This is a genomic window from Pseudomonas sp. R3.Fl, from assembly GCF_023516765.1.
GTDB classification, from domain to species: Bacteria; Pseudomonadota; Gammaproteobacteria; order Pseudomonadales; family Pseudomonadaceae; genus Pseudomonas; species Pseudomonas citronellolis.
This window is the reverse complement of the sequence record NZ_JAMGSO010000001.1, coordinates 4,434,980-4,447,930: the sequence shown is the minus strand read 5'-3', so window position 1 is coordinate 4,447,930 and position 12,951 is coordinate 4,434,980. Positions and strand designations below refer to the sequence as shown.

Sequence of the window (12,951 nt, the reverse complement as noted above, 5' to 3'; positions counted from 1 at the left end):
TTTTTCCGACCTGCGGTCGGCAGGCGGCCATGTGCGGGCCCGGGTGGATTTCGGGCCCGTCGGCACTTGGCTATAATCCGGCCACTCTCCACCGAAGGGAATTCGCCGTGCGCCGGCTCTGGAACGCCACAGGACTCCTGGTCTGCCTGCTGCTGACCGCCCTGCTCGCCGGCCCGGGCCTCGCCCAGGCGCAGGATGCCGGCGGTTGGTCGCAGTTGCACGACGGCGAAGGCCGCCTGCAGTTGCAGGACGTCCTCTCCGCACGCCTGCGCCCGCTGTTCAGCCCCCTCGACATCGAAGACCTGCACGCCCCCGCCGGCCCCGGCGCCATCTGGCTGCACTACCGCCTGCCCGCCAGCGACGCGCCGCGCCAGCTGCGCCTGTTCTCGCCGAGCCTGGACAGCCTGCAGCTCTACCTGCTGCACGGCTCGCAGCTGCTGGAAGAACGCCAGGCCGGCAACCTCTACCCCGGCCAGCGCCCGCTGCTCAACAGCGACATCCTGCTGCCGCTGCGCAGCAGCCCCGAAGTCCTCGACCTCTACCTGCGCCTGAGCTCCAGCCAGAGCCTGCGCCCCACCATCAGCCTGGAAAGCACCGAATACCCCGCCGGCCAGCAGCGCCCGCTGCAGTTCGGCATCCTCCTCGGCTGCCTGGGCATGCTGCTGCTCTACAACCTGGTGCGCTTCGCCTACAACCGCGTGCTCAGCGGCCTGTGGCTGGCCGGGGTGCACGCCGGGCTGCTGCTGGCCTGCCTGACGCTGTTCGGCCTGCTCAGCCCCTGGTACGGCACGCACCAGACCTGGCAGCCGCTGACCGCCCAGCTGGCCCTGCTGCTGGTGCTGTTCTGCGCCCTGGGCTACACCGCCAGCTTCTTCCACGGCCAGTCGCCGCGCCGCCCCCTGGGCCGCCTGCTGGCCCTGGGCAGCCTCGGCCTGCTCGGCCTCGGCGCGCTGCTGTACCTGGCCCTGGACATCCCCACCGGCGAGCTGCTCTACGGCCTGGTGGCGATCACCAGCCTGGGCATGTTCCTCATCGCCGCCTACTACATGCGCCACGGCTACCGCCCGGCGCGCCTGTTCGTCGTCGCCACCGGCCTGTTCGTCAGCGCCTGGCTGCTGTCCCTGCCGGCCCTGCTCGGCTACGTGCCCACGCGCAGCGACTGGCTCGGCAGTGCGCTGCTGGGGCTGACCGCGGCGGCCGGCTTCCTGCTCAGCCTGGCCCTGGCCGAGCGCCAGCGCCAACTGCAGCAGGAGAGCTTCGACGCCAGCCGCAAGCGCGCCGCCAGCAGCGCCGAGCTCAAGGCCAAGGGCGAGTTCCTGGCGAAGATCAGCCACGAAATCCGCACCCCCATGAACGGCGTGCTGGGCATGACCGAGCTGCTGCTCGGCACGCCGCTGTCGGCCAAGCAGCGCGACTACGTGCAGACCATCCACAGCGCCGGCAACGAGCTGCTGGCGCTGATCAACGAAATCCTCGACATCTCCAAGCTGGAGTCCGGGCAGATCGAGCTGGACGAGGTGCAGTTCGACCTGGGCGCGCTGATCGAGGACTGCCTGGCGATCTTCCGGGTGCGCGCCGAGCAGCAGAAGATCGAGCTGATCAGCTTCACCCAGCCGCAGGTGCCACGGGTGATCAGCGGCGACCCGACGCGCCTGCGCCAGGTGCTGCTGAGCCTGCTGGACAATGCCTTCAAGCAGACCGAGGAAGGCGAGATCCTCTTGGTGGTGGCCCTCGACGGCCCGCCGGGCAAGACGCGCCTGCGCATCGCCGTGCAGGACAGCGGCCGCCCGCTGGACCCCAACGACCGCCAGGCCCTGCTCACCGCCGAGCTGCACAGCCGCGACTTCCTCTCCGCCACCCGCCTGAGCAGCCGCCTGGGCCTGGTGATCGCGCGCCAGCTGATCCAGCTGATGTCCGGCCAATTGGGCATCGAAAGTGGCCTGGACAGCGGCGGCGACAGCGGCAACACCCTGTGGCTGAGCCTGCCGCTGGACCAGGACATGCTCGAACACCCCACCGCCGACCTTGACAGCCCGCTGCAGGGCGCGCGCCTGCTGGTGGTGGACGACAACCAGACCTGCCGCAAGGTGGTGGTGCAGCAGTGCAGCGTTTGGGGCATGAACGTCAGCGCCGTGGCTTCCGGCAAGGAGGCCCTGGCCCTGCTGCGCACCAAGGCGCACCTGCGCGAATACTTCGACGTGGTCCTGCTCGACCAGGACATGCCCGGCATGACCGGCATGCAGCTGGCGACCAAGATCCAGGAAGACCCCAACCTCAACCACGACATCCTGCTGATCATGCTCACCGGCATCAGCAACGCGCCGAGCAAGATCATCGCCCGCAACGCCGGGATCAAGCGCATCCTGGCCAAGCCGGTGGCCGGCTACACGCTCAAGGCCACCCTCGCCGACGAACTGGCCCAGCGCGGCCCCAGCGGCGTGACCAACTACCTGCCGGCGGCCGCCGAACCCGCGCCGCTGAGCCCGCCCAGCGACTTCCGCGTGCTGGTGGCCGAGGACAACAGCATCTCCACCAAGGTCATCCGCGGCATGCTCGGCAAGCTCGACCTGCAGCCGGACACCGCCAGCAACGGCGAGGAAGCTCTGGCCGCGATGAAGGCCACCCAGTACGACCTGGTGCTGATGGATTGCGAGATGCCGGTGCTCGACGGCTTCTCCGCCACCGAGCGCCTGCGCGCCTGGGAAGCCAGCGAACACCGCCCGCACACCCCGGTGGTGGCGCTCACCGCGCACATCCTCAGCGAACACAAGGAACGCGCCCGCCTGGTCGGCATGGACGGGCACATGGCCAAGCCGGTGGAACTGTCGCAACTGCGCGAACTGGTGGCCTACTGGGTAGCCGAACGCGAACGCCGCCTGCGCCAGCAGAGCGACGCGGCGTTGCCGTCCTGACGTCCATCACTGCCCCGAGGTGCTTTTCGTAGGATGGGTTGAGCTTGCGAAACCCATGCGGTTGCGGTGATGGGTATCGCTTCGCTCAACCGCATCCTACGGGCGTTGTGTCTGCCGGAGGGTGTAGGAGCGAGCTTGCTCGCGAACGGCGTTTCCCGGTGGCTACGGTGTTTCGGGTTGACCTCGCCCCTCTCCCTAACCCTCTCCCTGAAGGGAGAGGGGACTGTCCGTGCCATCGGACATATCGGCGCTCACCGGCAACAGCGGAGTAGCAGTGAGCGACGTGATCACACTTCACTCCGTACGGCCCCCTCTCCCTTCAGGGAGAGGGCTGGGGAGAGGGAAAGGAGGCGGGCCAATACACCGACGTCACCGGTGAACATCCTTCGCGAGCAAGCTCGCTCCTACAAATAACAACCCCCACCGAAACCCGCCCCCAGGCAATGACCACCCCCCACCCCGCCCGCTATGCTTCTGCCCCAGCAGAGCCATCTCACCCGGACGAGATCCCCCCATGCATGTGCTGTTCAGCGTGTACCTGAAGATGCTGGTGCTCTACAGCCCCTTCTTCGTGCTTTCCTGCTTCATCAGCCTCAGCCGCGGCTTCGCCCCGCGCGATCGCAAGCACATGGCCTGGCGCGTGGCCCTGGCGGCGCTGGTCGCCAGCGTGCTGCTGTACCTGTTCGGGCGCTACATCTTCACCCTCTTCGGCATCACCGCCGACGCCTTCCGCATCGGCGCCGGCAGCGTGCTGTTCATCTCCGCCCTGGGCATGGCCCAGGGGCGCTCGGCGGTGCAGAGCGACAACGTGCAGCAGGACGTCACCATCGTCCCGCTGACCATCCCCATCACCGTCGGCCCCGGCACCATAGGCGCGCTGCTGGTGATGGGCGTCGGCCAGCACTGGGAGGACAAGCTGCTGGCGCTGCTGGCGATCTTCCTCGCCTGCCTCACCCTCGGCGTCACCCTCTACCTGTCCGACCGCATCGAGCGGATGCTCGGCGAGCAGGGCCTGCAGATCGTCAGCCGGCTGATGGGCCTGTTCGTCTGCGCGCTGGCCGCGCAGATCATCATGACCGGCGTGCGCGGCTACTTCCTGCCCGCGCCCTGAGCGCGGCGTCACGCGACGGCGCGCCCCAATTGGGGGCGAATCGTCCGCGCACCACGCCGACGCACCAGAATGGCGCCCCGAAAACCCTGACCGAAACGGCAGAAAGTCCCGCGCAGGCCTTCTGGCACAGGGCTTTGCGCTGCTTGGCACGGATGCTGCGATAGACCTCCCGACCCGCAGGGGTCCCCTACCCATTTCGGGAGGCTGCACAGGCGACGGCCCAGAATCCGCCCGGCACCCTCCCAGGTACTGGAAGCCAAGGAGGCTGCCGCGATGAAACGTCGTCCCCTGTTGAAAAGCACCCTGGCGGTGAGCGCGCTGCTGCTCACCGGCCTGTTCCCCTTCAGCTCCCAGGCCGCCGAGACCATCAAGGTCGGCATCCTGCATTCGCTGTCCGGCACCATGGCCATCTCCGAGACCTCGCTCAAGGACATGGCGCTGATGACCATCGACGAAATCAACGCCAAGGGCGGGGTGAACGGCAAGAAGCTGGAGCCGGTGGTGGTCGACCCGGCGTCGAACTGGCCGCTGTTCGCCGAGAAGGCCCGCCAGTTGCTGACCCAGGACAAGGTCGCGGTGGTCTTCGGCTGCTGGACCAGCGTCTCGCGCAAATCCGTGCTGCCGGTGTTCGAGGAACTCAACGGCCTGCTGTTCTACCCGGTACAGTACGAGGGCGAGGAAATGTCGCCCAACGTCTTCTACACCGGCGCCGCGCCGAACCAGCAGGCCATCCCCGCGGTGGAATACCTGATGAGCGAGGACGGCGGCGCCGCCAAGCGCTTCTTCCTGCTCGGCACCGACTACGTCTACCCGCGCACCACCAACAAGATCCTGCGCGCCTTCCTGCACAGCAAGGGCGTGGCCGACAAGGACATCCTGGAGGTCTACACGCCGTTCGGCCACAGCGACTACCAGACCATCGTCGCCGACATCAAGAAGTTCTCCGCCGGCGGCAAGACCGCGGTGATCTCCACCGTCAACGGCGATTCCAACGTGCCCTTCTACAAGGAACTGGCCAACCAGGGCCTGGAAGCCACCGAAGTGCCGGTGGTGGCCTTCTCGGTGGGCGAGGAAGAACTGCGCGGCATCGACACCAAGCCGCTGGTGGGCAACCTGGCGGCGTGGAACTACTTCGAGTCGGTGAAGAACCCGCAGAACGAGAAGTTCGTCGCCGACTGGAAGGCCTATGCCAAGGCGAAGAACCTGCCGAACTATTCCACCGCCGTGACCAACGACCCGATGGAAGCCACCTACGTCGGCATCCACATGTGGGCCCAGGCCGTGGAGAAGGCCGGCAGCACCGACGTCGACAAGGTCCGCGAAGCCATGGGCGGGCAGACCTTCAAGGCGCCCTCGGGCTTCACCCTGACCATGGACAAGACCAACCACCACCTGCACAAGCCGGTGATGATCGGCGAAATCCAGGACGACGGGCAGTTCAACGTGGTCTGGAAAACCCCCGAGCCGATCCGCGCCCAGCCCTGGAGCCCGTTCATCCCGGGCAACGACAAGAAGCCGGACTACGCGGTGAAGAGCAACTGAGCCGGCGCTCGCCAGAGCCCCTCTCCCCAGGAGAGGGGACGCCACGCCAACCTCACGCGCGACAGTGAGCGCCATGCTCCCGGTCGCGTGCCGTACGGCCCCCTCTCCCTTCAGGGAGAGGGCTGGGGAGAGGGTGCTCTAGCCCAAGCGCCAGCCTCTCAGGAACCACACCATGCCCACTGCCCTCTACCGCCTGCTGCAAACCTGCGCCCTCGCGCTGGCCACCTTCCTCGCCCTGCCCGCGCAAGCCGGCCCGGCGCAGGACTTCGCCGCCGCCGACAACGCCGGCCGCGCCACGCTGCTCGAACACTGGGCCGCCGCCCCCGAGGCCGAGCGCCTGCCGCTGCTCGAAGCCATCCAGGCCGGCCGCTTCGCCGTCGACAGCCAGAACCACGCCTTCCTCCTCGGCGACGACAAGCAGTACCGCCCCGCCGAAGGCGACGCCCCGCCCGCCGGCGAACCCGACAAGCTGCGCCTGAACAACCGCCTGCGCGGCCTGCTCAACACCGCCCTGGCCAGCCACCAGCTGGTGGCGCAGGACCCGACGCTGCGCCTGGAAGCCGCGCGCCAGCTGCAGAAGACCGCCAAGCCCGCGCAGCGCGAACTGCTCGCCCTGCGCACCGGCGCGGAAACCGACGACAAGGTGAAAGCCGTCCTGCAACTGGCCCTGGCCAACCTGCAACTGGCCGACGCCGACCCACAGGTACGCCTGGCTGCCGTGCGCCTGCTCGGCGACTCCGGCGACCCACTGGCCCTCACCCGCCTGCAGAACCTGCTCGACCCGGCCGTGGAGGCCGACGAACAGGTGCGCACCGCCGCCGCCACCAGCCTGGCCCAGGTCAAGCGCCGGCTGATGGTCGGCGACCTGCTCGGCCAGGCCTTCAGCGGCCTGTCGCTGGGCTCCATCCTGCTGCTGGCGGCCCTGGGCCTGGCCATCACCTATGGCCTGCTCGGCGTCATCAACATGGCCCACGGCGAGATGCTGATGCTCGGCGCCTACTCCACCTACGTGGTGCAGTCGCTGCTGCAACGCTTCGCCCCCGGCCTGCTGGAGTACTACCCGCTGCTGGCCCTGCCGGTGGCCTTCGGCGTCACCGCGGCCATCGGCATGGCCCTGGAACGCACGGTGATCCGCCACCTCTACGGCCGCCCACTGGAAACCCTGCTGGCCACCTGGGGCATCAGCCTGGTGCTGATCCAGCTGGTGCGCGTGCTGTTCGGCGCGCAGAACGTCGAGGTGGCCAACCCGGCCTGGCTGTCCGGCGGCGTCCAACTGCTGCCGAACCTGGTGCTGCCGTGGAACCGCATCGTCATCATCGGCTTCGCCCTGTTCGTGCTGGCGCTCACCTGGCTGCTGCTCAACCGCACGCGGCTGGGCCTGAACGTCCGCGCGGTGACGCAGAACCGCAACATGGCGGCCTGCTGCGGCGTGCCCACCGGGCGCGTGGACATGCTCGCCTTCGGCCTCGGCTCGGGCATCGCCGGGCTCGGCGGGGTGGCCCTGTCGCAGGTCGGCAACGTCGGCCCGGACCTGGGCCAGAGCTACATCATCGACTCCTTCCTGGTGGTGGTGCTCGGCGGCGTCGGCCAGCTGGCCGGCAGCGTCTGCGCGGCCTTCGGCCTGGGCGTGGCGAACAAGATCCTCGAACCGCAGATCGGCGCGGTGCTGGGCAAGATCCTGATCCTGGCGCTGATCATCCTATTCATCCAGAAACGCCCGCAGGGGCTGTTCGCCCTGAAAGGGAGGGTCATCGATTGATGAAAACGCCAATGCCCGAACCGACCGCTCTTCGTAGGAGCGAGGGGGGCGCCTCAGCCATTGCTCGCGAACAGCGCCCGCAGCGAAGCCGTTCGCGAGCAAGCTCGCTCCTACAGGGTGCATCCGCCGACCGTGGGGAGATCTGCCCGTGAACCAGCCACTCACCGTGACAGCCGCGCAGAAGGCCGGCCCGCGAGTCACCGCCGGCATCGTCGGCGCGGCCCTCGTCGCGCTGCTGATCCTGCCGCTGCTGCACCTGCTGCCCGAGACCAGCGCCCTGCACCTGTCGGCCTACGGCCTGACGCTGACCGGCAAGATCCTCTGCTACGCCATAGTCGCGCTGGCCCTGGACCTGGTCTGGGGCTATGCCGGCCTGCTGTCCCTCGGCCACAGCCTGTTCTTCGCCCTGGGCGGCTACGCCATGGGCATGTACCTGATGCGCGAGGCCGCCGGCGACGGCCTGCCGGCGTTCATGACCTTCCTGTCGTGGAACGAGCTGCCCTGGTACTGGGCCGGCACCCAGCACTTCCTCTGGGCCCTGTGCCTGGTGGTGCTGGCGCCGGGGCTGCTGGCCTTCGTGTTCGGCTTCTTCGCCTTCCGCTCGCGGATCAAGGGCGTGTACTTCTCGATCATGACCCAGGCCCTGACCTTCGCCGGCATGCTGCTGTTCTTCCGCAACGAGACCGGTTTCGGCGGCAACAACGGCTTCACCAACTTCCGCAGCATCCTGGGCTTTTCGATCACCGCGCCGGGCACCCGCGCCGCGCTGTTCCTGGCCATCGTCCTGCTGCTGGCGGCCAGCCTGGCGCTGGGCTTCGCCCTGGCACGGAGCAAGTTCGGCCGGGTGCTCACCGCCCTGCGCGACGCCGAGAACCGCCTGATGTTCTGCGGCTACGACCCGCGCGGCTACAAGCTGTTCGTCTGGACCCTGAGCGCGGTGATCTGCGGCCTGGCCGGCGCCCTGTTCGTGCCGCTGGTGGGCATCATCAACCCCAGCGAGATGTCGCCGACCAACTCCATCGAAGCCGCCGTGTGGGTGGCCCTGGGCGGGCGCGGCACGCTCATCGGCCCGCTGCTCGGCGCCGGCGTGGTGAACGGCGCCAAGAGCTGGTTCACCGTGGCCTTCCCGGAGTACTGGCTGTTCTTCCTCGGCGCCCTGTTCATCGTCGTCACCCTGTACCTGCCGCGGGGCATCCTCGGGCTGATCAAGCGGGAGAAAGCGCAATGAGAGCCGTCCCCCACCTGATGCTGGAACCGGCCTTCGACCCCAGCGGCACCAGCCGCGACGCCGTCGGCCTGGGCGCCAGCGCGAGCGAAGGCCTGGACGTGCGCCACGGCACCATCCTCACCCTGGAAGACATCAACGTCAGCTTCGACGGCTTCCGCGCCCTGCGCGACCTGACGCTGTACATCGGCGTGGGCGAGCTGCGCTGCATCATCGGCCCCAACGGCGCGGGCAAGACCACGCTGATGGACGTGATCACCGGCAAGACCCGCCCCGACAGCGGCAAGGCGTACTTCGGCGAGACCTACGACCTGCAGCGCATGAGCGAGGTGGAAATCGCCCAGGCCGGCATCGGCCGCAAGTTCCAGAAGCCCACGGTGTTCGAGGCGCTCTCGGTGTTCGAGAACCTGGAGCTGGCGCAGAAGGCCGACAAGTCGGTGTGGGCCAGCCTGCGGGCGAAGCTCAGCGGCGAGCAGAGGGACCGCATCGAGGAGGTGCTGACCACCATCCGCCTGCGCGAATCGCGCAACCGCCCGGCCGGCCTGCTCTCCCACGGCCAGAAGCAGTTCCTGGAGATCGGCATGCTGCTGGTGCAGGAGCCGCAACTGCTGCTGCTCGACGAACCGGTGGCGGGCATGACCGACGCCGAGACCGAATTCACCGCCGAACTCTTCAAGTCCCTCGCCGGCCAGCACTCGCTGATGGTGGTGGAGCACGACATGGGCTTCGTCGGCAGCATCGCCGACCACGTCAGCGTGCTGCACCAGGGCCACGTGCTGGCCGAGGGCTCTCTGGAAGAAGTGCAGGCGAACGAGCAGGTGATCGAGGTTTATTTAGGACGATAAAAGAGTCGATAAGAGCCGATAAAAAGCGCTGGAGGCTGGACGAAAGAGCCGGTGCTTCCTCGTTCAGCCTCCAACCTTAAGCCTCCAGCGGCTTTTAAAACCGATAAGAGCCGAGAAAAGCGCTGGAGGCTGGACGAGGGAGTCGCTTTTTCGTTCAGCCTTCAGCCTCGAGCCTTCAGCGGCTTTTCAAAGGATTCAAAGCATGCTCAATGTTGAAAATCTGCATCAGTTCTACGGCGGCAGCCACATCCTCCGCGGCCTGTCGTTCGACGCGAAGATCGGCGAAGTCACCTGCCTGCTCGGGCGCAACGGCGTGGGCAAGACCACCCTGCTGCGCTGCCTGATGGGCCTGGTGCCGGCGCGCGAGGGCAGCGTCAGCTGGGAGGGCAAGACCATCACCGGCTTCAGACCGCACCAGCGAGTGCACGCCGGCATCGCCTACGTGCCCCAGGGCCGCGAAATCTTCCCGCGGCTGAGCGTGGAGGAGAACCTGCTGATGGGCCTGTCCCGCTTCGGCGCCAGGGAAGCGAAGCAGGTACCGGAATTCATCTACGAACTCTTCCCGGTGCTGCGCGAGATGAAACAGCGCCGCGGCGGCGACCTCTCCGGCGGCCAGCAGCAACAGCTGGCCATCGGCCGCGCCCTGGCCAGCCGCCCGCGCCTGCTGATCCTCGACGAGCCCACCGAAGGCATCCAGCCCTCGGTGATCAAGGAGATCGGCGCGGTGATCCGCAAGCTCGCCGAGCGCGGCGACATGGCCATCCTGCTGGTGGAACAGTTCTACGACTTCGCCGCCGAACTGGCCGACCAGTACCTGGTGATGGCCCGCGGCGAGATCGTCCAGCAGGGCCGCGGCGCAAACATGGAAAGCGAAGGCGTACGCGGGTTGGTCGCCATCTGAACGGATGCTGCGCTGTCTTCTGGGTTCCCGCGTTCGCGGGAATGACGATGGGGGAATACGATTTCAATCCCGTCATTCCCGCGAACGCGGGAACCCAGTGACGTCACCACCCAGTCGCGAACCATAATGGTGCACGACACGCCCCAATGCACCGCAATCGCCCCCATACCTGACCACTCGGACAACCCGCCCAGCCGCATAACCCAGGCACTTCAGGGCCCACGCACTATCCTGGCGCAGAAGGCACGCCAATTGCTCTACCCAGGGCAACCCCAGCAGAACACGCCCCATGAACGCACCCGCCGCCCTCTTCCACCCCGCCTGGCACGCCGAGCTTGAGTTGGCCTACGCCCGCGTCGGCGACAGCACGCGGCCGGTCACGCGGCGCCACCTGGGGCCGCTGCGGGTGCAGAAGCACCTCTACGCCGAAGGGCCGGAAGTCTGCCAGCACATCGTGGTGCACCCTCCCGGCGGCATCGCCGGCGGCGACACCCTCGCCCTCGACATCCATGCCGGCCCCGGCGCCTGGGCCCAGCTCACCAGCCCCGGCGCGGCCAAGTGGTACCGCGCCGCCACGCCGGCCAGCCAGCGCCTGCGCATCCGCGTCGAGGCCGGCGCCACCCTGGAATGGCTGCCCCAGGAAACCATCGTCTTCTCCGGCGCCCAGGCCGAACTGCAGACCGACATCGACCTGCAGGGCGACGCCCGCCTGTTCTACTGGGACGTGGTCGCCCTCGGCCGCCCCGCCGCCGGCGAGCGCTTCGACCAGGGCCGCTTCGCCGCCACCCTGGACATCCGCCGCGACGGCCGCCGCCTGTGGCACGAACGCCAGCGCATCGACGGCGGCGAGCGCCTGCTGGACTCGCCCATCGGCCTGGCCGGGCAACCGGTCATGGCCACGCTGATCGCCAGCGGGCAGATCGACGCCGAGTTGCTGGAAGCCTGTCGCGCGCTACCCTGCCAGGGCCGCGGCAACCTCAGCCAATTGCCCGGCCTGCTGGTCGCCCGCTGCCTGGCCGCCGAGGCGCTGCACGCCCGCGCCTGGCTCATCGAACTCTGGCGCGCGCTGCGGCCCGCGCTGCTCGGCCGCGAGGCCGTCCCCCCCAGAATCTGGAGCACCTGAGATGGATTTGACGCCCCGCGAGAAAGACAAGCTGCTGATCTTCACCGCCGGCCTGGTGGCCGAACGGCGCCTGGCCCGCGGCCTGAAGCTGAACCACCCGGAGGCCATCGCGCTGATCTCCGCCGCTCTGCTCGAAGGCGCCCGCGACGGCCGCACGGTGGCCGAGCTGATGCACTATGGCACCACCCTGCTCAGCCGCGAGCAGGTGATGGAAGGCGTGCCGGAGATGATCCCGGAGATCCAGGTGGAAGCCACCTTCCCCGACGGCACCAAGCTGGTCACCGTGCACCAGCCCATCGCCTGATGAGCGGCCGCTTTCGAACGAACCTGCCTGAAGGAACACCGCAATGCTGATCCGCGACGCCAGCCCAACCGACCTCGGCGCCCTGCGCGACATCTACAACGACGCGGTGCTCAACACCACCGCGATCTGGAACGAAGTCGCCATCGACCTCGACAACCGCCGCGCCTGGCTGGAACTGCGCGCCCAGCAGGGCTTCCCGGTGCTGGTCGCCGAAGACGCCGGCGAAGTGGTGGGCTACGCCAGCTACGGCCCCTGGCGCGCCTTCGACGGCTTCCGCGAAACCGTCGAGCACTCGGTGTACGTGCGCGCCGACCAACGCGGCAAGGGCGTGGGCCCGCAACTGATGCAGGCGCTGGTCGACCGCGCCCGCGCCCAGGGCCTGCACGTGATGGTGGCGGCCATCGAGAGCGGCAACGCCGCCTCCATCCGCCTGCACGAACGCCTGGGCTTCGCCACCACCGGGCAGATGCCGCAGGTGGGCCAGAAGTTCGGCCGCTGGCTCGACCTGACCTTCATGCAACTGATCCTCGATGCGCGGGATACGCCCTGACAAAAGACGAGAAAAGCCGCTGGAGGCTGAAGGCTGGACGAGGGCCATCGCTTTTTCGTTCAGCCTCCAGCCTCCAGCGAATCGAGGGAAGCTGCGCATGAAAAACAGTCGTCAACCCCACACCGACAGGTTCGGCCCCAGGAGCACCCCATGACAAGGGACGAGAAAAGCCGCTGGAGGCTGAAGGCTGAACGAGGGAGTCGCTTTTTCGTCCAGCCTTCAGCCTTCAGCCTTCAGCGAATTGAGGGAAGCTGCGCATGAAAAACAGTCGTCAACCCCACACCGACAGGTTCGGCCCCAGGAGCACCCCATGATCCCTGGCGAATACGACGTCCAGCCCGGCGAGATCGAACTCAACGCCGGCCGCCGCACCCTGGCCCTGACCGTGGCCAACCGCGGCGACCGGCCGATCCAGGTCGGCTCGCACTACCACTTCTACGAAACCAACGACGCCCTGCAGTTCGACCGTGAGGCCGCCCGCGGCATGCGCCTGAACATCCCGGCCGGCACCGCGGTGCGCTTCGAGCCGGGGCAGAGCCGCGAGGTGGAGTTGGTGGAGCTGGCTGGCGAGCGTCGCGTCTACGGCTTCGCCGGGCGGGTGATGGGCAATCTGTAAAGCCGATAAGAGCCGATAAGAGCGCTAGAGGCTGGACGAGGGAGTCGCTTTTTCGTTCAGCCT

General features: G+C 68.0%; 11 protein-coding genes. All 11 read left to right on the top strand.

The features are described 5' to 3' along the window. Positions 1-107 precede the first annotated feature (107 nt). The 11 genes from M8R19_RS19485 to M8R19_RS19435 all read left to right on the top strand — a co-directional run bounded on the left by M8R19_RS19485 (position 108) and on the right by M8R19_RS19435 (position 12,888). On the top strand, positions 108-2,912 hold the full coding sequence (locus M8R19_RS19485) for a hybrid sensor histidine kinase/response regulator (protein WP_249918650.1): 2,805 nt from the start codon (positions 108-110) through the stop codon (positions 2,910-2,912). Between the two features lie 514 nt (positions 2,913-3,426). Continuing rightward, complete coding sequence (gene tspR / locus M8R19_RS19480) at positions 3,427-4,023, top strand: type III secretion system genes modulator TspR (RefSeq protein WP_074982771.1); 597 nt, start codon at positions 3,427-3,429, stop codon at positions 4,021-4,023. A gap of 273 nt (positions 4,024-4,296) precedes the next feature. Continuing rightward, positions 4,297-5,565: an urea ABC transporter substrate-binding protein gene (gene urtA / locus M8R19_RS19475; protein ID WP_249918649.1), complete on the top strand. Its 1,269-nt coding sequence runs from the start codon at positions 4,297-4,299 to the stop codon at positions 5,563-5,565. A gap of 172 nt (positions 5,566-5,737) precedes the next feature. Then, positions 5,738-7,324 carry an urea ABC transporter permease subunit UrtB gene (gene urtB / locus M8R19_RS19470; RefSeq protein WP_249918648.1) on the top strand — a complete coding sequence of 529 codons (1,587 nt, stop codon included), beginning with the start codon at positions 5,738-5,740 and terminating at the stop codon, positions 7,322-7,324. Positions 7,325-7,472: 148 nt separating this feature from the next. Next, positions 7,473-8,552, top strand: a complete 1,080-nt coding sequence (gene urtC, locus M8R19_RS19465; RefSeq protein ID WP_249918647.1) for an urea ABC transporter permease subunit UrtC — start codon at positions 7,473-7,475, stop codon at positions 8,550-8,552. Next, on the top strand, positions 8,549-9,394 hold the full coding sequence (gene urtD, locus M8R19_RS19460; RefSeq protein WP_116424280.1) for an urea ABC transporter ATP-binding protein UrtD: 846 nt from the start codon (positions 8,549-8,551) through the stop codon (positions 9,392-9,394). Before urtC ends, urtD begins: the two co-directional genes overlap by 4 nt. A gap of 202 nt (positions 9,395-9,596) precedes the next feature. Beyond that, entirely contained in the window at positions 9,597-10,295 is a 699-nt protein-coding gene (gene urtE, locus M8R19_RS19455) for an urea ABC transporter ATP-binding subunit UrtE (RefSeq protein ID WP_249918646.1), read from the top strand. A 289-nt stretch (positions 10,296-10,584) separates the two neighbouring features. Beyond that, positions 10,585-11,418, top strand: a complete 834-nt coding sequence (locus tag M8R19_RS19450) for an urease accessory protein UreD (RefSeq protein WP_249918645.1) — start codon at positions 10,585-10,587, stop codon at positions 11,416-11,418. A gap of 1 nt (position 11,419) precedes the next feature. Beyond that, on the top strand, positions 11,420-11,722 hold the full coding sequence (locus M8R19_RS19445) for an urease subunit gamma (protein WP_043268703.1): 303 nt from the start codon (positions 11,420-11,422) through the stop codon (positions 11,720-11,722). Positions 11,723-11,765: 43 nt separating this feature from the next. After that, the gene (locus tag M8R19_RS19440; RefSeq protein WP_249918644.1) at positions 11,766-12,272 is read left to right on the top strand and encodes a GNAT family N-acetyltransferase; all 507 of its coding nucleotides are present in this window, start codon (positions 11,766-11,768) and stop codon (positions 12,270-12,272) included. Positions 12,273-12,582: 310 nt separating this feature from the next. Beyond that, on the top strand, positions 12,583-12,888 hold the full coding sequence (locus M8R19_RS19435) for an urease subunit beta (RefSeq protein ID WP_249918643.1): 306 nt from the start codon (positions 12,583-12,585) through the stop codon (positions 12,886-12,888). Positions 12,889-12,951: the final 63 nt, after the last annotated feature.